The organism is Pseudoalteromonas sp. HL-AS1 (assembly GCF_031198785.1).
Classification (GTDB): Bacteria; Pseudomonadota; Gammaproteobacteria; order Enterobacterales; family Alteromonadaceae; genus Pseudoalteromonas; species Pseudoalteromonas distincta.
Genome location: NZ_CP133570.1, coordinates 367,263 through 388,593, shown reverse-complemented (window position 1 = coordinate 388,593; position 21,331 = coordinate 367,263). Strand labels below are relative to the sequence as shown.

Below are 21,331 nucleotides of genomic sequence, written 5' to 3'. Positions count from 1 at the left end.
GAGCGCGACATGAAAGTCCTCCACACCTCAGATTGGCACCTTGGCCAACAATTTTACGAACACGATCGCCGTGTTGAACATCAAGCTTTTTTTACATGGTTATTAGCCACTCTTGTTGAACAACAAATAGACTTACTTCTAGTTGCTGGCGACATTTATCATACAGCGACTCCAAGTGCTAGCGCCGAAAATCAGCTTTATCAATTTATTAAAGACGCCAAAAAAGCATGCCCATTATTACATGTAGTGATTATTGCGGGTAACCACGACTCTGCAAATCGTATTTTGGCAGCTCAGCCATTACTTGCACAGTTTGATACGCACGTAGTAGGGCGCTTTGATGTCGCAACACACGATGAAACTGTTATTACCATAAATACCAATGGTAAACGCGCTGTAATCGTCGCTATGCCATTTTTACGTGCAAGCGATGTAAGTTTACTTAGCCAAACCGAAAGCGGCCCTAGTTATGCTCAAGGCGTTGCAAAAGCTTATGAACTTGCATTAGAGCAAGCTACTAATATAAACGAGCAAAACTCACCATTAATAGTTATGGGGCATTTACACGCAAAAGGCGGGGATATCTCAAGTGATTCTGAGCGTAACTTAGTAATAGGTGGTGAGGAGTCTATTTCAGCCAATGTATTTGGTAAACAAGCCAACTATGTTGCCCTTGGGCACTTACACAAAGCGCAACAAGTCGCTAAAAGCGATATTATTCGCTACAGCGGCACACCTATACCTATGTCGTTTTCAGAACGTAACTACACGCACCAAGTAAATGTTGTTGAGTTTATTATTGATGAAAAACAACACATTAGTACAACTGTAAACCCCCTTTACATTCCGCGCTCTGCCGATGTAATTATTTTACCAAAAGGGGAGTGCGTGCCATTAAGCGAACTATGCGAGCAAATTAAAGCGCTCGACACCGCACAAAATACAATAGCGCCTTATTTACGGGTAAAGCTTAAATCAAGCGATACCGACACCACCTTTAGAGAACAAATAGAACAAGCACTTGAAGGCAAGCATATTAAATTTTGTGGTATTGAACGTGTACGTGAGCAATCGACTCAAAATGACGACAACACCGTATTTGAAGATTTAAGCGAAGTTGAAATGCTCAACCCGCTTAACTTATTAGAACAAGCATTTGCAAACGATAAAGATATGGCAGGGCAAAGCGTACCCGATGAGCTAAAAGCACTTTTAAGTGACGTGATAAACGAGCTTACGGAGCAAGAGCAACTATGAAAATAACCGCAGTTCGTATTCATAATTTAGCTTCAATAGTTGATGCTGAAATAGACTTTACTCAAGCCCCATTAAAAGATGCAGGCTTATTTGCAATAACAGGCGATACCGGCGCTGGTAAAAGTACCTTTTTAGATGCGATTTGTTTAGCCCTTTATACAAAAACAGCGAGGCTACGCGGCGATAAAGGTAACTTAATTGAGTTTAATGGCGACAGCATTAAGCTTAATGATGCGCGAAACCTACTACGCAGAGGTACATGGGAAGGCCACGCCGAGGTTGACTTTTTAGGGCAAGATAAACAGCTTTACCGTGCGCGTTATACAATTGCACGGACCCTTAAAAAAGTAACTGGCAAACTTAAAGTAGCAGAGCACACATTAGTAACCCTGCCAGACGAAACCCTTATAGCTGACAAAAGCCACACAATAAAAGAAGTTGAGAGCAAAATAGGGCTTAACTTTGAGCAGTTCTCCCGTGCCGTACTTTTAGCGCAACATGAGTTTGCTGCATTTTTAAAAGCCACTGGCGATGAGCGAGCGCAGCTTTTAGAGTGTTTAACAGGCACCGATAAATTTAGCCGTATTGGCGTGCGTATTTTTGAGCGCCATAAAGAGCAAGTGGCAAAGCTTGAAGCGCTTAAAGCAGGCCTTGAAAGCTATACCTTATTAACGACCGATGAACTTGAGTTACAACAAACCAAGTTAACCGATTTAAAAGCGCAAACCGAACACACTAAAAAAGAGCTAACCAAAACCGAAAAAGCACTTAACTGGTATCAGCAAGCTACAGTGCTTGAGCAAAGCTTACTGCAGGCACAGCAAACCCAGCAACAAGCAAGCTCAGCGCTTGAAAGTATCGTTGATCAAAGCGAGCAAGCAAAACAAGCCAAGCAGGCGCTTGAAATAAAAGATAACCGCAGCCGTTTTACTCAATTAACCGATCAAAATACGGCGTTAGATCAGCAAATAACATCACTTAAAAGTGTTGATCACTTAGCGGTAATTAACGAGCGTAACACCGCGCTTGCTAAGCATACTGAGCTACTTAATAACGCCAATGAGCAAAAACAAAATGCAGCGCCCGTTATAGCAAAAGCGAGAGAGCTCGACAGCAGCATTGCTTTGCAAACTCAAGCTGTAAAAGGCGCAGAGTCGCAAATAACCAAAGAGCAAACTCAACTTGATGAGCTCACGCAGCAGCTTAAACAAAGCAATAACGAGCTAGAACTCGCTAATACCGACTCAACTAAAAGCCAGCAATGGCTTAGTGAGCATGCACAGCTGCACGTTTTAGCAAAAGACTGGAGCTACTATCAGCAAAGCTTTAATACCTACTTAAATGCACAACAGCAATTAACTGCAAACCTTGCACAAAGCCAAACTCTTAATACCGAGCTTGCAGGTCAGAGCAAGCATTTAAATACACAAAGTAATAAAGTGCAGGAGTGCGAGGCGTTACTTACGAGCGAGCAGTCAGCTTTGCAGGTTTTAAACACTCAGCTTAATGAATTTAATGCAGAGCACTGCGACGCGCAGCTAAAAAGTATTGATTACTTAAAAGAGCAGCGAGAGCGCTATAAGCAATTTAATGCGGACCTAAAACAAAGCACTCAACGCCAGCAAGTGCTCAATCAGCAGCTAAATGAAAGCCAGCAAGTCCATGTTTTACTTAATCAGCATTTAATAACCAGCGAGCAAGCACTTAAAGGCAGCGAGTACGCACTTAACCAAGCGCGCTTAAGAGCCAGCGAAAACGTAGAGCATTTACGCACTGAGCTTCGCCCTAATGAGCCTTGTTTAGTGTGCGGCGCAACGGAGCATCCGTATGCGGTAAACCAAAATCAGCAATTAAATAACTTAATTACCGATTTTGAAAACGCTTTTAATGCCGCTAAAAAGCAATTTGACCATGCACAAAGTGAGCTGCATAAGCATCAAACTCAACATGCTGTATTAACTGCTGAAAACGGACAACTTGAGCAAGTAATTCAAACGGCAAAAACCAAACAGCTCGACATTAGAAATACCATGCTAGGCGCACGTAGTGAGCTTAACGACTTAACGCCTGATCAGCTTGAAGTAACTTATAAGCAACTAACGCAGCAAAAAGCGCAATACTTTGAGCAACAAAAACGTCAACGTACACTGCAAACTAAAGTAAATGAGCTACAAGCAGCACTTAAAGCAGAGCAGCAAGTACAGCAGCAACTGAGTAATAAACACCTTGAGCTTACACACCAGCAAAACCAGTTAACGAGTAAGCATAGCGAACTAAGCGCGCAAATTAACGAGCTGGGTACAACGCTTAATAGCCAATTTGAAAACAGTGATTTTTGGCAGCAACTACAAGCCAATACGCTTGAACTTACCGAGCTGCACGAGCAGGTTTCGCAGTATCAGCAAACTCAAACGCAACTTGAGCAAAGCCAAAAGCGCCAAGACACAGCTAGTGAGCAAATAAAGCAGCTCACACCGCTTGTTAGTAAAAGCGAGCAATCGTTAAAAGCACTTAATGAAGAGCTTGTTAAAGCTAAAAATTTACTAAGCACTGTGCAAAGTGAGCGCTTAGCTTTATTTAATAACGAGCAAATAAGCGCAGACGACTACCAAGCAAAACTTACAAGTGCGCAAGAGCAAATGCAATCGCAGGTTCAAGCGAGTCAAAAAGCCTATGACGACGCTATAAAACAACGAGATGAGCACGCTATAACGCTTAAAAATGTGGAGCAACGCTTACTTGAAAACAGCCAAGAACTAGCAACACTTGAGGCACGTTATAACCAGTGGTTTACTGACTTTAAAGCGCAATACAGCGATGTAACGCACGAACAGGTCAAAATTTTACTAACGCTCAGTAGCGATACTATTAAAGCACATTTAAATCAACACGAGCAGTTAACTCAAGCGTTAACAGATGCAAATGCCGCATTAAAACAGCAGCAACTTACGCTTGAAAAACACAACAGTAGCGATAAACCAACTCAAAGTGCAGAGGCTTTAAGTACGCAATTAAGTAGCTTAAATGAGCAACAAACGCAGCTGCAAAATTCATTACTAGCAACTAATACCGCTATTGAGCAACACAACCAAAACGCAAAGGCGCTTGAAGGCAAACAAGCCGAGTTAACTACGCTTAAAACACAGGTAGAGCAGTGGCACTTGCTTAATAAAGTATTGGGCGATGCAACGGGTAAAACCATGCGTAACTTAGCGCAAACACAAACGTTAAAAATATTACTGCACTATGCCAACAGCCACTTAAAAACACTCAACAAACGCTACGAATTAACCGCCATAGCGCAAACGCTCGACATTGCAATTATCGACCGCGACATGGCCGACGAGCAACGCTCTGTTAATACGCTCTCGGGCGGTGAGTCATTTTTAGTATCGCTAGCGCTTGCACTTGGTTTAGCATCGCTTTCGTCTAACAAAGTACAAATCAATTCTTTGTTTATTGACGAAGGGTTTGGTACGTTAGACAGCGAAACCCTAAGCATTGCAATGGACGCTTTGGATTCTTTGCAAGCACAAGGCAGAAAAGTAGGCGTTATATCGCACGTAACACAAATGAGCGAGCGTGTAGCCACTCAAGTGCATGTAGCCAAAAAGCCAGGTGGATATTCCACAGTTGAAGTTTTATAAGCAACATTACTGAAAACAAGGAGATACAATGCCAACGTTTACAGGCGAGCAAGCAACACAATACGATAGCCGCATAACCCGTTTAGTGCCTGGTTATGAATTATTACATCAGCTCACTAATGCGCAATTACAAGCAACGCTAAGCGACAATGCGCATATTTTGGTAGTAGGGGCAGGCACAGGCAAAGAAGTACTTGCACTGGCTGCACTAAACCCTACATGGCAATTTACTGCGCAAGATACATCAGCCGATATGCTTGCTATCGCACAGCAGCAATTTGATGAACAAGGCATAACAAGCCGCGTAGATGTACATAATGGCCCAGTTGATAAGTTATCGGTTAAAGCCGATGCCGTTTTATGTTTATTAGTAATGCATTTTTTAGAAGATAACGGCGATAAAAAAGAGTTATTAAAAGCAATTAAAGGAAGTCTTAAAAAAGACGCAAACCTTTTTATTGCAGATTTAATGCGCCCCGAAACTTCATTTGAGCGCGAAGCCCAGCTCACAACGTGCGCGCAATTGGGTTTAACCGAAACAGGTAAAACACAAACAGGGCACGACTTAGAAAATGAGTTTTACCCGCTTGATAGAATGCGCTTTAGCGAATTGCTAAATGAGTGCAAATTTGGCATTCCGAAGCTGTATTTTAAAGCCCTAGGTTTTAGCGGATATGTAGTTTAAGTTTCACAAGCTAAACAAGCACCCGCTATTTAGCACCAATAAAAACACCGAGTGAACAAACTCGGTGTTTTTATATAACCCTCTCTACACCCCGAAGTTTCTCTAAGCGTAGGTCGGATAAGTGAAGCGCCACCCGACGCTCTAATATCCACATCACTCAGATCATTACTGTGCCAGCAATCCTAACCAATCTCTCCAAGCGCTTTCATCGCGGCTTGTGCTTTGTCTGTTTGTACAAAAATATGGTCGTGATAAAACGCAGCTACCACATTAGCGCTAATGCCATGCTCAGTTAGCTTTGCAGATACCGCAGCTGTTAACCCAACGGCCTCTAAGCTTGAATGTACATTAAGAGTAATTAAATTATATTTACCCTCGTAAGTAATACCTGCTTTATCGGCGGTTTCAGCTTTTAAAATAAGGGTTAGGCCTTCCTCTTCAACGTAAGTGGCAAGTGGCTCTAAGTGAACATAATCAGCCAATTTCCCTGCCAAACAGCAAAATATGTATTCACCTTGTTTAAGCACAGGCTGCATTGATTTTAATAATTCGTTTAACTCTAAAATTCCGGCCATGGTCGTTCCTTACAATGTGTTATTTAGTGCCTTTTAGCTGCGCGACTAGCTCGCTTAATCTCGCAATTTTTATATTACTTAATTGCCTGTAATCAAAATACGGGCACACAATAATGTTGTTACTGGTGTCTATTGCAAACTCGTCGTCGAGCCAATCAAATTGTGCATGCAACTTACCTTGTTGTAATAAGTTTTTAGCGTGCGTACGCCCAGCAATTATGTGTAGCTGATTTTGATTGCTAGTAGCTTTATCTGCGCAAGTAATAGTAGTGTCAGGCGCGCTAAATAGCAGGGCGGTTTTACTACTTTTTTGTAGTAAAAACTCATCACGATAATGCTGCCAAGTAGGGGCTTGTTTAGCAAATGAGTAATGCTCACTTGGTAGGGAAAATAGCACTTTGGCGTATACGTTAAACACTTTGCGCCAACCATTACCACAGTGCTGGTTTATGGTATTTATTTGCTCATTTATAACAGGCTCAAGGCATTCAAGTGTTTCAAAAAAAGGCATTGGCGGCGCTTTTGCTACGTATACCGCCACGCTAAATTGCGTATCACCTAAGCCAACTAATTGGGTATTCAAGTTAGTTAGCCTTGTTTTGCGCTAAAATACGGTCGAGGTTATTTGCAAAGTTTTGGCGATCAGTTTGACTAAGTGGCGGCGGCCCACCACTCATTTCTACGCCACTTGAGCGCATGGTATCCATAAAGTCGCGCACGTTAAGTATTGAACGGATATTCTCGGTGGTATAAAGCTCGCCACGCGGATTGAGCGCTTGCCCGCCGTTATCAATTACTTCACTTGCTAGCGGAATATCGCCCGTAATAACTAAATCGCCTTTTTCAACACGTTTTACTATTTCGTCGTCGGCTACATCAAATCCCGACGATACTTGAACGCGGCTTATGTATTTTGACGGCGGAATACGCATTGCGTGATTCGCTACTAAAATAGTCTCGATTTTCATACGCTCTGCAGCTCTAAAAAGTATTTCTTTTATAACAACAGGACACGCGTCTGCATCTACCCAAATTTTCATGCTATGGTCATTTTTATTGCTTTAGAATTAATATGATCCTATAGCAAATTTTTTTAATCGGCTAGCAAACTTTATATCCATCTATATTTAGATAATACGTACGATTTATGTAATTAAAAAAGGAGCTTACATGAAGGCTATTAAATACGGTTTACTTATTACAGGGTTATTTTTTCTTAGTGCCTGCACCAGCCCTCCTGAGGGAATAACACCCGTTAAAAACTTTGATATACAAAAATATAAAGGCAAATGGTTTGAAATAGCGCGTCTTAATCACTCATTCGAAGAAGGGATGGAGCAAGTTACCGCGACTTATTCAATTAACGACGACGGCACAGTAAAGGTCCTTAACAAAGGGTATTTAACGGATGATAAAAAATGGGATGACGCCGAAGGCTTAGCCAAGTTTGTTGAGGGCACCGACACAGGGCATTTTAAAGTCTCGTTTTTTGGTCCATTTTATGGCGCTTACGTGATTTTTGAACTTGACCAACCCGATTATCAATATGCATTTATAACCAGTTACAACAAAGATTACTTGTGGTTTTTGTCGCGTACACCAACGGTTAGCAAAGAGCTTAAAGAACATTTTTTAACTAAAGCTAAAGAGTTAGGCTTTGCTACCGATGAAATAATTTGGGTAAACCAAGAGACTATGTAAAGGGGGTTTACAGTTAGTTATATACGTTTTTAAAGTAGTAATAAAAGAGTAATTGAACTGTAAAGTAACTTAAATATATTATGGTTATATTGTGTGTACTTGCCGTGAGACAGCAAGTATTGGAAACACTGAATATCCCCTATTGTTGGCAAGCTATATAGCTTGCCATTTTTGTTTGCCCAGCGAAGCTGGCAAACCCGATAGGCTGAAAGATGCCTTATCACCCTGACTAAGGGGAAGATAATCTGAATGGCAAGGGCGTCACTGGCCAACGGTGGGGTCTGAAGGAAGCCATAAGAAGTTAGAGGTACACAACTAACCGTAACCTGTTTCGGCAGTATTGGTGGGTCAGCGTGCAAAATAGCGCAACGCCCTATACTTAGTCAGACCAATACTGTGCTTGAGGGTGGGATTTCTAACAGGGAGCCAGTGCAGTAACTGGGGAAGCCTGGCATCTAAACTTAATGAGAGTAAGTGGCCTAAATACAAGGTGAAAGCCAAGATTTAGTGTCGGTGTGAGGTGGCAGATGAACCCGTAGTAGTGAGTAAGGCTAGGCCGATGAAAGCCAGTAATGGTGTGGAGGGGAAAACCAAGCCGACCATCAACATTATGTTTGATGGGGTCAATTTTAGCCAAAAGCTTTAATTGATTGCGAAGGGGGGAAGTATTCTTTAAGCGTATGAAAGACGAAGACTTTTGTTTATTGGCTCACAAGTATTTCGACGGAAATAGCCAAGACATGACGGCCAAGCAGGAATGTAGACGCTGAGAATTGAAGGGCGAGCAATGGAGTAATGGCTGACCACTTAGGCAGATTGCCAAAAAAAAGGCTAGCACACCTAATGTCATCATGAAGATTCAGCGATAAGTAGAATGACACGAGCAGACATACCGCAAGCAAAGGCAGAAAATGACAGTTTACTACAGCTTGTACGGACAATTATTAGACATTAATAACCTGTACAAGGGATTCAAAAAAGTGAAAGCAGCTAAAGGAGCGGCCGGAATAGATAGGCAGTCCATAGCCGCGTTCGCCTTGAATTTAGAAGAAAACTTGAAACAACTGCAAGGTGAACTGCAAAGCAAGCAGTATCGCGCACAGCCAGTCAAACGGATAGAAATACCGAAAGATGATGGTGGTGTGAGACTGCTGGGAATTCCAACAGTTCGCGACCGCATAGTACAACAAACACTATTGAACATTCTCCAACCGCTCTTCGACATCGACTTTCACCCATCAAGTTATGGGTACAGGCCGAAACGAAGTTGTCATGACGCCATCAGCAAAGCCACGGTATTTATTCGTAAATATCACCGTGAGTGGGTGGTTGATATGGATCTGTCGAAGTGTTTTGACCTGCTTGATCATGCTTTGATAATTAGCAGTGTTAGACGCAAAGTGACGGACAGTAGTATTTTAAAGCTGATTAATCAGTTCTTAAAAAGCGGGGTAATGATAGGCGAACACTGGGAGGCTAGTACGATAGGAAGCCCACAAGGTGGCGTAATTAGCCCGTTATTGGCGAATATCTACCTAGATGCTTTCGATCAAGAAATGAAAAAGCGTAATCACCGAATAGTGAGGTATGCAGATGATATCTTGATTTTGTGCAGCACAGAAAAAGCAGCGCAAGAAGCACTTAAGGCATCCACCCAAATACTAGAGCGAGACTTGAAATTAACCGTGAACCAAAAGAAAACCCATATTGCTCATAGCAGCAAAGGTGTGAAGTTTTTGGGAGTAGAGATAGGTAGCCAGTGGACACGGATACAAGCATCAAAACTCATCGTGTTTAAACAAAAAGTGAAGCAATTAACAAAACGTAACGGCGGCATAAATTTAGCAGAAGTAATAAAGCGGCTAAATCCAGTTGTGCGCGGTTTTGTAAATTATTTTAGTATAGCCAATTGTAAGCGAGAGCTAAAAGCCTTGGCAGGTTGGATCAGACGAAGACTAAGGGCAATACAGCTGAGGTTGTGGAAGAAGCCATCAAGGCTACATCGACGACTAAAGCAGTTAGGGAAAAAGCCACCGTTTAAGTTCATAAAGATGAACTCGTGGCGTAACTCACTAAGCCCTTTATCTTGTGTATCGATGCCAAACCAATGGTTTGAGGAGCTTGGTTTATATCCAATAGAAAAAGTGAATACGGGATGGCTTGCTTTATCAGCGTTTAGGAAATAAGTTGATAAAATGTGAAGGGTACAGGAGCCGTATACGAGGTCCGTACGTACGGTTCTGTGAGAGGGATGAGGCATAAGCCTCACCCTACTCGATTTTGCCTAGGGCGTGTTGATCTTTGTGGATTGAAATCTGTTCAATCTAGGGGCGATTAAATCGCGGCGCGAGGTTTGTAACCTAGTGGGCTAAGTAAAAACCGAGCAACAAAGAGTTAATCGTCCCTAGAAAGAACCCAAAGGGCAGCGCATGTTTGGTATTTATGCTGCGTTATCGCCTATTTATGGGGAATAACCACACTACATAGGCTCTGCCTTGCCTAAATACCAAACAGTCTGCTGCAAATTCACCCACCAAAGATCAACACGCCCTAATCTATGAGAAAGTAACGGATCACGTTTTTACTAACTAAGGCTAGTTTAATGCTAAAAACAACCCACTTAGTACAACTAACACGCTATTTAAAACACTAAACCACTTCACGTAGCCTACTAAAAAATTATAAAAAACCATTATAATTAAGATACTTAGGCTCATAAAACCGCAAAATAGTAATGTGCCATACCCACCTTGAGTAACTATACAAAGCACCAAGCTTAGTAAAATACTGATCCAAGCAGCTAATAGCAGCTTTTTACGTTGGGATTCTGTAGGGCGTTTTTTAAATACATCTTTAAAATGATTATACTTAGCCAGCGCAAAACAGTTAAAACTGAGCAGGCATAGGCTAAACCCAAGTAAATCAATCATGGTTTTTGCCTTTTAAGGTTATTAGATTGACTAGGGCTGATTATTTTTGAGTTGTTTTTAGCAGTACGTAATTTTTCGGTTTGCATAAAAAACAATATACTAAATAACAAAAACAGTGCATCAAAAGTAAATAAAGCCCACTGTTTGTGCATCAAATAGCTAATTAGATTACCGTTAGTTGTAAGTGCATTAATAACCGGTACGCTTAAACATGCAACAGCATTTATAGCTGCCATAACTCGCCATTGCAGTGTGTCGCGCTTTATAAGTGCTAAAAGAGCAACCGCTAGCCATGTTAAAAAGAACGCGAGTATTTCTTTATCGGCGCGCTCTGCGGTAGTTGGGCTAAGTAGTCTGTTAGCAATAAAAAATGCACACGTTGCCAGTGGAAGTCCCATTATAGTGGCTAGGTTTAACCCCTCAACTAGTTTTAAACCAAACGAAGGTTTAACGTTATTTTTAGTTCGCTCGCGAATTCGCTTAGCCCACATAATACAGCCAGAGCCAATCATTACACAGCCTGCAATACCGCCTAATACGTATAACCAACGCAGTAACCACGTAGCTAAACGCCCTGTATGCATTGAATTAAGTGATTCGTAAAGCGCTTTGCTGCTAGTTAGCTCGTCATCAGTTTTAGCGACCATTTGCCCTGTAGCACCACTAAATATTAAGCGTGGTGCTTGGTCACGCAGTGTTTTACCTGCGCTTACCAATATGGTAATTGTTGAAGCTGCCATATTTGGTTGGTTAACTTGTACGCGAGTAATATCTGCATGAGGCCACTTAGTATAAACCTGATCCAAAATGCTTTGAATCGGCACCATTGACGATTCGCCTTGGGCTTTATCGGTCATGGTGTTGCGAGGGGTTACATCGTTAAAAAAGCCACGCATGCCGTTATCGTAAGACGTTTGCGCAGGGTAGGGAAACAACATAAATATAAGTGTAATTATACCCGTGTAAGTAATCATTAAATGAAAAGGAAGGGCAAGCACAGAGCTTAAGTTATGGGCATCTAACCATGTACGGCTACCTTTGTTACGCCTAAAGCTAAACATATCTTTAAAAATACGCTTATGAATAACCACCCCCGATATAATGGCAATCAGCATAAAAAAGCTAGCAAAGCACACAATCCAGCGTGCGGTTATTGCATCCATGTAATGTAAATCATAGTGCAGCCGATAAAAAAAGTTACCGCCTTTAGTATCTACAAAGGGCTCAAGCTCTTGCATGGTATTAGGGTTTAGCTGTGTGTTTTCAAACCGGCTGCGGCGCTGACCTGGCTCTTTTGGTTTTGCATAACCATAAATTAAATAAGGAATGCGTGGCTCGGGTAATGTAATACGCCAGCTTGATGAGTGAGCTCCATGGTTAGCTAAGTAATCAAATCCGGTAATTATTTGTTGTTTTTGCGCTTCTATACGCTGTGTTTGGGCTTGCACATTATGAATGGCTGGTTGATTCCACAACGTTATTTCGTCTCTAAAAAAGCTAAGAGTCCCTGCAAAAAATATTAAATATAATAACCAACAAACGAGTAACCCTACCCAAGTGTGCAACCAAGTCATCGATCTGAAAAAGCTGTCTTTCATACCGAACCCTTCAGTAATGCAAGCAATCCAATGAACGCTCCTGTACTTAGTAAAATACTGATCCATGCTGTTTTTAATGATTTAACGCTAAAAGCATAAATAAATACAACGGCATAAATTAAAATGCTGATTGAAACACTAAACAGCACAGCGTCTTGTTTAGCTATTGGCAATACAAAACTTAATAACGCAGTGCTTGCAGAGGTAAAAGCATAGCCACCAATTATGGCAATAAAAAAACGTAAAAATACCAAAACTCGATAACTGCTTACGCTTTTTACTATAAGCGCAATCACGTTAACCTTATCGAATGGCGCACTGTGCAAAGGTGCCTGCATAGTTAATTAATCCCTTTATTTAAAGCTGAGGATAAAACAAAGGCGCTATTATATATGTTACAAATACAAAAGATAGTTATTCTCATTTGTGATATTTAATTTTTAAGTAAGTTATGCTTACTTAATTACTTAGTAAAATACTGATCTGATATTGTTTAATGATATTGCACTGGCTCTATGTAAAGCTTAAGGTTAATAAACTGAGTAAAAATAAAGAGTGAATAACGATGAGCGATCACGAAAAACTAAACTACGTTGAGTTTCCTGCATGCGACTTATCCGCAACTAAGGCCTTTTTTAGTCGTGTATTTAATTGGCAGTTTACTGACTACGGCCCAGAATACATGGCGTTTAGTGGCCAAGGGCTCGATGGTGGCTTTTTTAATGCGCCGCTTAAATCGCTAACTCAAAATGGTGCTGCGTTATTGGTTTTTTATAGTAACGACATTCACGCTACGTATAAAAAAGTACAACTCCATGGTGGCACAATATTAAAACCTATTTTTGAATTTCCGGGTGGTTGCCGGTTTCATTTTGCAGAGCCGAGCGGCAATGAATTTGCTGTATGGGCAGAGCAACACTAGGTTTTACAAGGCTTGTAGCGCGAATGAGCTTAAAGATCACGATTTTACTAACTAACGCTCGTTTTAATTAAAATAAACCGATTTTTTACCAACTCATTTATCCTAAATGGCCATTTAGGATAAATATTAAGCATTTAAGGCCAAATAAGCATGAATAGTCACCAATTAATAGAGCAAGTTAGTAAATGCGTGATCTGTGAACCTCATTTACCTTTAGGGGCTCGCCCTGTTATACAATTTAACCAAAACGCACGTATTTTAATTGCAGGGCAAGCACCTGGAATCAAAGTTCACGAAACAGGTGTGCCGTTTAACGATGCAAGCGGAAACCGCCTGCGAGAATGGCTTGGGCTAACACGTGATGAATTTTACGACGCTAATAATATAGCCATTTTACCTATGGGCTTTTGCTACCCGGGTAGGGGGAAGTCGGGTGATTTACCACCGAGAAAAGAATGTGCGCCTGCATGGCGCGAGCAATTATTGGCTGCACTACCAAATATTGAGCTGACAATAGTGCTTGGTAAATACGCGCAGGCGTATCATTTACCAGAGGCTAAAAAAATGCCACTTACGGAGTTAGTAAAATCGTGGCGTGAGTATTGGCCAAATTATTTAGTGCTTCCACATCCGAGTCCGCGTAATAATATATGGCTTAAAAAGAACCCATGGTTTGAACAAGATGTACTTCCAGAACTAGATAAGCACGTGGCTGCTATTTTAAATAAGTAATACTTCTAGTTATTGTAAAGGGGCGTTACAGTTAACTTAAAAATTAACACTCTAATTAAAAACAATAACAAACGAGGCTGTCTAATTTGAATGCATCTATATTAACCGAGGTAATACTTCCGCTCGCTCTTGCACTTATTATGTTTGGTATGGGTCTTGGGCTCACAACAACCGATTTTACTCGTTTATTTAAAAGCCCGCTTGGCATTGTCATTGGTTTAATAGGCCAACTTGTAGCAATGCCTTTATTAGCATTAGGGCTGTGTTATTTACTAAACCTACCAACGCCTATCGCTATTGGTTTAATGATATTAGCTGCTTGCCCCGGCGGTACTATGTCAAATGTAGTAAGCCAGCTTGCTAAAGCTAATTTAGCGCTTTCGGTAAGTTTAACCGCTGCCTCTACTGCAATTAGTATAATAACCACACCGTTTATTATTGGCTTTGCTATGAGTCAGTTTGCCCCAGCAGACGATGCTACTTTTTCTATTTTAACTACTTCATTAGGGCTATTTTTTTTACCTTAGTGCCAGTTGCTATAGGCATTTGGTTACGTCACTTTAAAAGTGATTTTGCCATTAAAGCAGAGCCGTTTTTTAGACGCTTCTCGTTGTTTTTTATGCTTATGATGATTGCCGCACTAGTAATAAAAGAGCGCGATTTATTAGTTAGCTCATTTAACGATGTATTTTGGGCGTGCATAGTGCTTAATATTGGCTCAATGGTTGTTGGTTGGTTAATTGCTAAGTGTTCAAAATTAAATTTAACTGATTCGCTGACGCTTTCAATTGAGGTTGGAATTCAAAATGCATCGTTAGCTATTTTAATTGCTATTAGCTTTTTGAATAAACCAGAATACGCGGTTACCAGTGGCGTGTATGGCCTTGCTATGTTTATAGGGCCACTGCTATTAATTGGCGGGTTAAAGCTTAAAAATAAACGTACCGCTAGGGCTGTTAACTAGGACTTTTAATTAGGGCATGTTGACCAAGTTACTTTAATTTATGGCTGCGGATAACGTAGCCGTAAACTCCAGTCTAAAAATACCACCTGTTAAATGTATGCTCAGCACCCATCGCGTCAACAAGTTGTAGGCTTACAAAAGACTCTCAAGCTTGAATATTGCACTAGGCGCTGAGCTTGTTTGCGTGAGGAGTGAAGCTTCTAATTACTAAGGCGCATTTTAGGATGGGATAAGAGTGTAAGTAATACGGTGAAAAACAGCGCCTCAAATATGAGGCGCTACTTTAAAACTTACTATTTGGTTTGCATGTTTTTAGCGCGTTCTTCTGCATCTATTAATGCTTGCGATTTAGGCGCGCGTTTTTTCTCTTCTATTTTGGGCTTTTCAGCCGAGTCAGGATCCCAGCTTGAGTCTAACGATAAGTTAGCAAATGGATTGTTACTGTCTGCTTTTTTAGGCTCAATTACTGGCTCATCAACTAGCGGTGTTGTTTGTGCTTGCTCAGGTATCGCGTCTTCTTTTTTAGGCATCGGCTTTTCACCAGGTAATGGTGCATCTGGGTTAAATGTACGCACTTCTGGTTCTTTAAAGTCTTGCTCTGTTGTATATGTAGTCGATTGAGCGTCAGCTATTTGCTCTGGTGCGTGTAAATCTACAACAGGCTCACTCGCTGTTACTGGCTCAGGAGTACTAATAACCGGCTCTACAGTGTTATGTTCGGCTTCTATTGGCGCAGGTTCCATTACTTGCGCTGTGTGGTGCTTACGTTGTTTTTTTACAGGCTTTGCATCTGGATCAAAGTCGCGTACTTCTGGCTCATTAAAGCTGCTGGCATTTTTAATACGCTCTAAGGTTGTTTTGGCGGCGGCTTCAAATTCGGCTGTATTAGGCTCTGGTTTTTGTTTTACTTCGTTAAATGTAGCGGTACTTGTTTGCTCTAAAGTATCTGCTGGCTCTATTTGTGCAGGCTCAATTTCTCTTGTTTGCGATGGTATAACTACGTTGTTTTGCTCATCTGAAATTTGCGGTGGTGTATGTTCAATATCAGCATTTTGTGCAGTGTTCGTAGGCTCTAAAGGCTCTTCATTTGCCTCTACGCTGCTCTCAACTGGTTTATTATCTTGAGTTACTTCGTTGATGACAACAGGCTCAATCTCTGGCTCTTTTGTTGTTTTAGTTTCAGGTTTCACTGGCGTAGCAATTTTTTCTGATTCAACTTCAGGTGGAGCCGCCATAGTAGGTTCTGCCATCGCTTTACTTTGTTTTGCACGGCGCAGGCGCACGACGACCATAGCGCCAATAAGTACCACTATAACAAGTATTAAAGTGGGTAAAAGTAACGAGCTTGGGCTCTGCGCTACAGGTTGCGGCGCAATTACTGGCGCTGGTTTAGTTAACACAGGTGCTGGTTTTACAGGTACAGGCTTTTCAGGCGTAGGTTGAACGCTTTGCTTTGGCGTTGCCGGTTGTACTTGCTCTATTGCGGCTTCGCTTTTTTGTTCTGTAACTACTTGCTCAGGTACTGTTTTTGTTGGCTCTGCATCAATTACTATTTCGTTACTGTTGGTATTTAGCTGATCGTTTATTTGTTGTTTTTGATCATTAGTTAAATTAAGTGTTTGCTCGTTGATGCTTTCTTTAACAGCTTCTTCAGTGGGTTTAATTACAGGGGCAGGTTCAACAATTTTAGGTTGTGGCTGAGTAATAATAGTCGGCTCAGGCTCTATTATTTGGGGCTTAGGTTGTGCTTGAATTTCTTTTGGCTTATTACAGTTATTTTTGTAATCACGCGCAGCTTTACGATATTTTTGACTCGCTTTATTATTACTATTTTGCTGCATTTCTTGTTTAATTAAAATGCACATAGCTTCGTTGTATGCAGCACTTTGCGCACTATAAAATAAGGCAAAGCAAAGGGTAAATCTAATTAGTTTTGATATCATGAAGTTATGCGCGCTTAAATATTAATAGTTTGATTTTAAGCGCAAAATTAAAAATTATCCAGAGTAATACAACTAATCAATAACCATAAGGCTGCGATATTCATCGTAAGCAAATTGGTCGGTCATACCGCTTATATAATCTTGGATTAATCTACAACGATAATAAAACTCGTATGCCGCAAAGTGATCGGGCTCTTCTTGCATCGCATCTATTGCGTGTTGGTAACTATTTAAGTGCTTTTTAGAGAGCTTTTTAACAAGTCGCGACTCTATTAATAAACGTGAATCGCCATTTAGTGCACGCTTAAAGTCATCCTTGTTTAGTAGCAGTAATGGTTTATAGCAATCGAGCAAACCATTAATTATACGATACCCTTGCAGCTCTAGTTTTTCGACTTCTTTGTTTGAAAATACATGTTCAAGCGCTACTTGCTTTAGTGTTTTAGTTACTGCATGCAAGTGGCTTCTATCTTCTAAAAGCGCTTGGTTAAAGTCGCCATGATAAATAGGTTCTATGTTTTCAATAAAGCGTTTTGCGGCGTGGTTTACTAGCGGATGTAGCAATGCAACTCGCAGGTATATAAAAAATTCACTATTAAAATTATACGGTTGTGCTTGTGCACGCTCTAGTGCGTAGTCTACGGCTTTGTCTACAAAATTTTGATGTTGAGCGTCGTCGATTAACAGATTTATTAATACTTTTTTGTAACTACTTTTAAGTTTTTCGCACAGTAGCTCGGTGCTTATTATGTCTTTCTCTACGGCGTCTTCTATGTCGGCTAGGCAATAAGAAATATCGTCAGCGGCTTCCATTATATAACTTGCGGGATGGCGGCAGTAAGGCTCAATAGTGAGCTCTTTTTGTAGTGCCTCAACAAAGTTTTTTTCGCTGTAGTAGTAACCTACTTTTTTCATTAAGTAGTTTTTATTTTGCGGAATGTCTTTTACATCAAGCCCAGCAGGGCGAGTGTATTTTAAAATACCGGCGCTTTGGCTATAAGTTAAATTAAGCGTTAGCAACGAATGAATTATACGTATGCCTTGAGCGTTGCCTTCAAAGTTACAAATATCAAGTGCAAGGTGTTTAAAAACAACACCTATACCGGTGTTTGGCTCTTTACAGCGCTCGGGTGTTACGCTTGCTAGGTTATTATTAAACCAGTGGTTAATAGCCGCTTCGCCAAAATGCCCAAATGGTGGGTTGCCAATGTCGTGCATTAGGCAGGCCATTTCTACTAAGCTTTCTAGGGGGCGTTCTAGGTCGGTTAAGCCGTGATCTTTTTGTTGCTCGTAACTTAAATTAGCAAAAATACGTTGCACTATAAAACGACCAACTTGTTGAACTTCAAGCGAATGGGTAAGACGAGACCGTACCGCAGCGTTGCGCTCAAGCGGAAACACTTGTGTTTTTTGCTGTAAACGACGAATAGCGGCACTATTTATTATTCGACCACGATCGCTTTCTAGCGCCATTTGTAAGTTTGCTGTGGTGCGATACATTCGTGCTGGCGTTATTTTTTTACTAAAATCTATGGTCATCTTTAAACTTGTCCTTTTTACAATTGATGACTGGCATAGTTTTTAGCACATAGTCATTTGTCTTTAATATACAGGGTTTAATCTATCAGTTTGTATCATAAAGTAACAACTTGCTTTAAAATAATTTTTTGAGTAATTGTTGTGCATTTATAGGTGTTTATAATGAAACAGTGGATTTTAAAGGCAGTATCAATTTGCCTAATGTTAGGAATGAACAGCGCGTTTGCTGCAAAAGAGCAAACTGTGGTGCTTGTATCAATCGATGGCCTGCGTTGGGATTATATTGAAAAACACGGCGCGCCAAATTTAAAAGCAATGGCCGAGCGCGGTGTTCGCGCACAAAAACTAATACCTGTTTATCCGACTAAAACGTTTCCTAATCATATTTCTATTATTACGGGCTTACTGCCAGTAAACCATGGCATTGTTGATAATAGCTTTTGTGATAAAGCGCGTAAAAACGATTGTTACAGCATGGGCAAAGCATTGGGCGATAGCACATGGGTAAAGGGTATTCCGCTTTGGAATTTAGCAAAAATGCAGGGACTTAAATCGGCTACATATTTTTGGCCTGAGTCAGATGCACTATTTAACGGCATGACACCAGATTACTTTTATCACTATTCTAAATACAGCGATTACCAGAGCCGTGTTGATCAAATTATTCAGTGGTTAAGTTTACCAAAAGCACAGCGCCCACGTTTTATTGCGAGTTACTTTTCGCTAGTTGATAGCATGGGCCATGAATTTGGGCCAGACGCACCACAAACGCGTGATGCAGTTAAACAGCTTGATGAATTAATGGGGCAATTACAAACTCGCTTAAGTAAATTAGAGCAAGAGGTAAACTTAGTTATTGTCTCGGATCACGGTATGACGAGTATAGATCCAGATAAAAGCATTGATGTAACCACACTACCTAAAGATGAAAACTTTTTAGTTAAAAATACGGGCCCACGTTTACTTATATATACTCAGCCTGATGCTAAAAACGCTGATATTGAAGGTTACAAAGCACGTTTACGAGATGCGTCAAACGGTCGCTATATAGTATTAACAGACGAGCAATTAGCAGCGTACCATTATAATAAAGGCACTCGCGTCGGCGATATTGTGGTGCAAACTACAGCGCCAGCGGTATTTAGCAATGGTAAAAAACCAACCTATTTAGGGACTCACGGTTATGCATATACAGAGGATATGGCAGCATCATTTATTGCTGTAGGCCCTGCATTTAAACAAGGTGTAAGCCTTAAAGAAGTAAATAACCTTGATATTTACCCAGTACTTGCAAAAGTGATGGGACTTAAATTGTTAAACAAAGTAGATGGCAATGGTAAAACATTAATGCCAGCAATTAAGCAAAAAGTGGTTGTGCATTAGCTTAATTTATAAGAGCGCGTAAGCGCTCTGCAGGGAAGAACATGTTAATGGTTAAAAGTGACTTTTTGACGTTAATTACAATGAAAAATAAAAAGTGAATTTATTTCACCTTTTGTAAACCAATCGCTAATTGCAATGTAATTATTGGGCACGTATGTTGTGTGCTGCATAAATGCATTACGAGGAATTTATGAAGGTGTCTGATCAGTTGCTTAACCGAATTACAGCAGGACTTGTGGCGGTAATTATTGGTTTTTCGAGTTCTATTGCATTAATTTATCAGGTAGTAATAACCCTTGGTGGTACGCCCGATTTAGTAGCTAGTTGGATTTTAATGCTCGGTTTAGTGATGGGCACAACGTCAATTGGTTTATCGTACTATTACAAAGTACCTGTTTTAATTGCGTGGTCTACCACGGGAGCTGCATTACTTATTTCAAGTGCCCAAGGGTATAACTTAAACGAGGCTATTGGCGCGTTTATGCTCAGTGCATTGCTCGTGTTTTTGTCGGGGGTTACGGGCTGGTTTGAAAAAATAATGAACCGTATTCCAAGTGAGCTTGCATGCGCCATGTTGGCCGGCGTGCTTGTTACCTTTGGTATCGATGTGTTTAATTTTATGAACGACATGCCTTTAGTAATTGGCTTAATGGTCGTTATGTACTTTATTGGTAAACGCTTTTTTGCCCGCTTTGCTATGTTAAGCGTGCTTATTATAGGTGTATTACTCGCTTGGCAAATGGGCCATATTGATACCAGCGCACTGCACTGGAAAATGAGCGAATTTGCTTATATTGAACCCGCTTTTCACTTGCAAGCATGTATTAGCATAGGTTTACCACTTTATATAGTTACCATGACTTCGCAAAATTTACCGGGCATTGCTGTTTTAAAAGCGCACAAATATAAAGCGCCTATATCTGCATCTCTTAATGTGACTGGTTTTGTAAATATGCTTAGTGCCCCGTTTGGAGCCTACTCTATTAATTTAGCCGCTATTACCGCTGCTATTTGTATGAGTGATGAAGCGGATGAAAATCATGATAAACGTTATTGGGCAAGTATTGCCGGTGGTGTATTTTATATTTTAATGGCGCTGTGCGCGGCTACATTGGTTGGGTTGGTAGCAAGTTTACCGCAGGCACTTATTTTAGCTTTGGCGGGCATTGCGCTATTTGGCACTATTGCTAATAGTTTGCAGCAAGCCCTTAGTAGTACTAAATATACGGAGGCCGCAATTGTTACTTTTTTAGTAACAGCATCTAACTTAACATTGCTATCAGTGGGGTCTGCTTTTTGGGGAATTATAGCGGGTGTACTTACGCTCCTTATCACCCAAAAAGACTAAAAGCTTTATTGTGTACAAAGAGCTGCTGGTGAGCATTTAAAACAAAATTATAGTTTATTTATATCATTAAAATAGTTTAACCAAGCTTATTAAAAAGGCTGCAATTG

At 40.7% G+C, this 21,331-nt stretch carries 17 protein-coding genes and 1 pseudogene; 10 read left to right on the top strand and 8 right to left on the bottom strand.

Features of this window, described 5'->3' with window-relative positions; all coding sequences use genetic code 11:
• Nucleotides 1-9 precede the first annotated feature (9 nt).
• From RB214_RS18725 to RB214_RS18715, 3 genes are read left to right on the top strand one after another with little or no spacing between them, the layout of a single operon-like run.
• Nucleotides 10-1,257 carry an exonuclease SbcCD subunit D C-terminal domain-containing protein gene (locus tag RB214_RS18725; protein ID WP_024603764.1) on the top strand — a complete coding sequence of 416 codons (1,248 nt, stop codon included), beginning with the start codon at nt 10-12 and terminating at the stop codon, nt 1,255-1,257.
• Entirely contained in the window at nt 1,254-4,904 is a 3,651-nt protein-coding gene (locus RB214_RS18720; RefSeq protein ID WP_309169454.1) for an AAA family ATPase, read from the top strand. Before RB214_RS18725 ends, RB214_RS18720 begins: the two co-directional genes overlap by 4 nt.
• A 28-nt stretch (nt 4,905-4,932) precedes the next feature.
• The gene (locus RB214_RS18715; protein WP_024596051.1) at nt 4,933-5,589 is read left to right on the top strand and encodes a class I SAM-dependent methyltransferase; all 657 of its coding nucleotides are present in this window, start codon (nt 4,933-4,935) and stop codon (nt 5,587-5,589) included.
• A 182-nt stretch (nt 5,590-5,771) separates the two neighbouring features.
• Here the strand turns inward: RB214_RS18715 and RB214_RS18710 are convergent, their stop codons facing one another.
• From RB214_RS18710 to RB214_RS18700, 3 genes are read right to left on the bottom strand one after another with little or no spacing between them, the layout of a single operon-like run.
• On the bottom strand, nt 5,772-6,164 hold the full coding sequence (locus tag RB214_RS18710) for an ACT domain-containing protein (RefSeq protein WP_024596052.1): 393 nt from the start codon (nt 6,162-6,164) through the stop codon (nt 5,772-5,774).
• 19 nt (nt 6,165-6,183) lie between these two features.
• The gene (locus tag RB214_RS18705) at nt 6,184-6,747 is read right to left on the bottom strand and encodes a DUF6942 family protein (RefSeq protein ID WP_024603766.1); all 564 of its coding nucleotides are present in this window, start codon (nt 6,745-6,747) and stop codon (nt 6,184-6,186) included.
• A 1-nt stretch (nt 6,748) separates the two neighbouring features.
• On the bottom strand, nt 6,749-7,204 hold the full coding sequence (locus tag RB214_RS18700; protein ID WP_002959175.1) for a YaiI/YqxD family protein: 456 nt from the start codon (nt 7,202-7,204) through the stop codon (nt 6,749-6,751).
• A gap of 130 nt (nt 7,205-7,334) precedes the next feature.
• Here RB214_RS18700 and RB214_RS18695 point away from each other — a divergent pair, with 130 nt between their 5' ends.
• Both RB214_RS18695 and ltrA read left to right on the top strand, forming a co-directional pair.
• Complete coding sequence (locus RB214_RS18695) at nt 7,335-7,865, top strand: lipocalin family protein (protein ID WP_024605217.1); 531 nt, start codon at nt 7,335-7,337, stop codon at nt 7,863-7,865.
• Between the two features lie 911 nt (nt 7,866-8,776).
• The gene (gene ltrA / locus RB214_RS18690; protein ID WP_309169453.1) at nt 8,777-10,051 is read left to right on the top strand and encodes a group II intron reverse transcriptase/maturase; all 1,275 of its coding nucleotides are present in this window, start codon (nt 8,777-8,779) and stop codon (nt 10,049-10,051) included.
• 408 nt (nt 10,052-10,459) lie between these two features.
• Here ltrA and RB214_RS18685 read toward each other — a convergent pair whose 3' ends face one another.
• Genes RB214_RS18685 through RB214_RS18675 form a run of 3 tightly spaced genes read right to left on the bottom strand, consistent with a single transcriptional unit; the run spans nt 10,460 to nt 12,731 of the window.
• Complete coding sequence (locus tag RB214_RS18685; RefSeq protein WP_010555203.1) at nt 10,460-10,795, bottom strand: DUF3325 domain-containing protein; 336 nt, start codon at nt 10,793-10,795, stop codon at nt 10,460-10,462.
• Complete coding sequence (locus RB214_RS18680; RefSeq protein ID WP_309169452.1) at nt 10,792-12,393, bottom strand: PepSY-associated TM helix domain-containing protein; 1,602 nt, start codon at nt 12,391-12,393, stop codon at nt 10,792-10,794. The genes RB214_RS18685 and RB214_RS18680 overlap by 4 nt, the downstream gene beginning before the upstream one ends.
• Nucleotides 12,390-12,731, bottom strand: coding sequence for a hypothetical protein (locus RB214_RS18675; protein ID WP_024605215.1), 342 nt, complete (start codon nt 12,729-12,731; stop codon nt 12,390-12,392). Before RB214_RS18675 ends, RB214_RS18680 begins: the two co-directional genes overlap by 4 nt.
• 227 nt (nt 12,732-12,958) lie before the next feature.
• On the opposite strand from RB214_RS18675, the gene RB214_RS18670 reads away from it, so the two are divergent.
• From RB214_RS18670 to RB214_RS18660, 3 genes and pseudogenes are all read left to right on the top strand, one after another.
• Entirely contained in the window at nt 12,959-13,315 is a 357-nt protein-coding gene (locus RB214_RS18670) for a VOC family protein (RefSeq protein WP_024605214.1), read from the top strand.
• A gap of 150 nt (nt 13,316-13,465) precedes the next feature.
• A complete protein-coding gene (locus RB214_RS18665) occupies nt 13,466-14,047 on the top strand; it encodes a uracil-DNA glycosylase family protein (RefSeq protein ID WP_024605213.1) in 582 nt (193 codons plus the stop codon).
• An 86-nt stretch (nt 14,048-14,133) separates the two neighbouring features.
• Nucleotides 14,134-15,011 (top strand): annotated as a pseudogene (locus RB214_RS18660) (bile acid:sodium symporter family protein).
• A gap of 293 nt (nt 15,012-15,304) precedes the next feature.
• On the opposite strand, the gene RB214_RS18655 reads toward RB214_RS18660, so the two are convergent.
• On the bottom strand, nt 15,305-16,954 hold the full coding sequence (locus tag RB214_RS18655) for a cell surface protein (protein WP_309169450.1): 1,650 nt from the start codon (nt 16,952-16,954) through the stop codon (nt 15,305-15,307).
• Nucleotides 16,955-17,026: 72 nt separating this feature from the next.
• Nucleotides 17,027-18,493 (bottom strand): dGTPase, encoded by a 1,467-nt coding sequence (dgt, locus tag RB214_RS18650; protein ID WP_309169449.1) that lies wholly within the window; start codon nt 18,491-18,493, stop codon nt 17,027-17,029.
• Between the two features lie 162 nt (nt 18,494-18,655).
• On the opposite strand from dgt, the gene RB214_RS18645 reads away from it, so the two are divergent.
• Together RB214_RS18645 and RB214_RS18640 are read left to right on the top strand one after the other, a co-directional pair.
• Nucleotides 18,656-19,876 carry an ectonucleotide pyrophosphatase/phosphodiesterase gene (locus RB214_RS18645; protein WP_309169448.1) on the top strand — a complete coding sequence of 407 codons (1,221 nt, stop codon included), beginning with the start codon at nt 18,656-18,658 and terminating at the stop codon, nt 19,874-19,876.
• 190 nt (nt 19,877-20,066) lie between these two features.
• Nucleotides 20,067-21,224, top strand: coding sequence for a benzoate/H(+) symporter BenE family transporter (locus tag RB214_RS18640; RefSeq protein ID WP_309169447.1), 1,158 nt, complete (start codon nt 20,067-20,069; stop codon nt 21,222-21,224).
• Nucleotides 21,225-21,331 lie beyond the last annotated feature (107 nt).

Coding starts and splice junctions, on each gene's coding strand:
- RB214_RS18645 (WP_309169448.1), top strand. CDS start 18,656: ATGAAACAGTGGATTTTAAAGGCAGTATCAATTTGCCTAATGTTAGGA.
- RB214_RS18655 (WP_309169450.1), bottom strand. CDS start 16,954: ATGATATCAAAACTAATTAGATTTACCCTTTGCTTTGCCTTATTTTAT.
- ltrA (WP_309169453.1), top strand. CDS start 8,777: ATGACAGTTTACTACAGCTTGTACGGACAATTATTAGACATTAATAAC.
- dgt (WP_309169449.1), bottom strand. CDS start 18,493: ATGACCATAGATTTTAGTAAAAAAATAACGCCAGCACGAATGTATCGC.
- RB214_RS18670 (WP_024605214.1), top strand. CDS start 12,959: ATGAGCGATCACGAAAAACTAAACTACGTTGAGTTTCCTGCATGCGAC.
- RB214_RS18680 (WP_309169452.1), bottom strand. CDS start 12,393: ATGAAAGACAGCTTTTTCAGATCGATGACTTGGTTGCACACTTGGGTA.
- RB214_RS18725 (WP_024603764.1), top strand. CDS start 10: ATGAAAGTCCTCCACACCTCAGATTGGCACCTTGGCCAACAATTTTAC.
- RB214_RS18710 (WP_024596052.1), bottom strand. CDS start 6,164: ATGGCCGGAATTTTAGAGTTAAACGAATTATTAAAATCAATGCAGCCT.
- RB214_RS18695 (WP_024605217.1), top strand. CDS start 7,335: ATGAAGGCTATTAAATACGGTTTACTTATTACAGGGTTATTTTTTCTT.
- RB214_RS18720 (WP_309169454.1), top strand. CDS start 1,254: ATGAAAATAACCGCAGTTCGTATTCATAATTTAGCTTCAATAGTTGAT.
- RB214_RS18640 (WP_309169447.1), top strand. CDS start 20,067: ATGAAGGTGTCTGATCAGTTGCTTAACCGAATTACAGCAGGACTTGTG.
- RB214_RS18665 (WP_024605213.1), top strand. CDS start 13,466: ATGAATAGTCACCAATTAATAGAGCAAGTTAGTAAATGCGTGATCTGT.
- RB214_RS18675 (WP_024605215.1), bottom strand. CDS start 12,731: ATGCAGGCACCTTTGCACAGTGCGCCATTCGATAAGGTTAACGTGATT.
- RB214_RS18685 (WP_010555203.1), bottom strand. CDS start 10,795: ATGATTGATTTACTTGGGTTTAGCCTATGCCTGCTCAGTTTTAACTGT.
- RB214_RS18715 (WP_024596051.1), top strand. CDS start 4,933: ATGCCAACGTTTACAGGCGAGCAAGCAACACAATACGATAGCCGCATA.
- RB214_RS18700 (WP_002959175.1), bottom strand. CDS start 7,204: ATGAAAATTTGGGTAGATGCAGACGCGTGTCCTGTTGTTATAAAAGAA.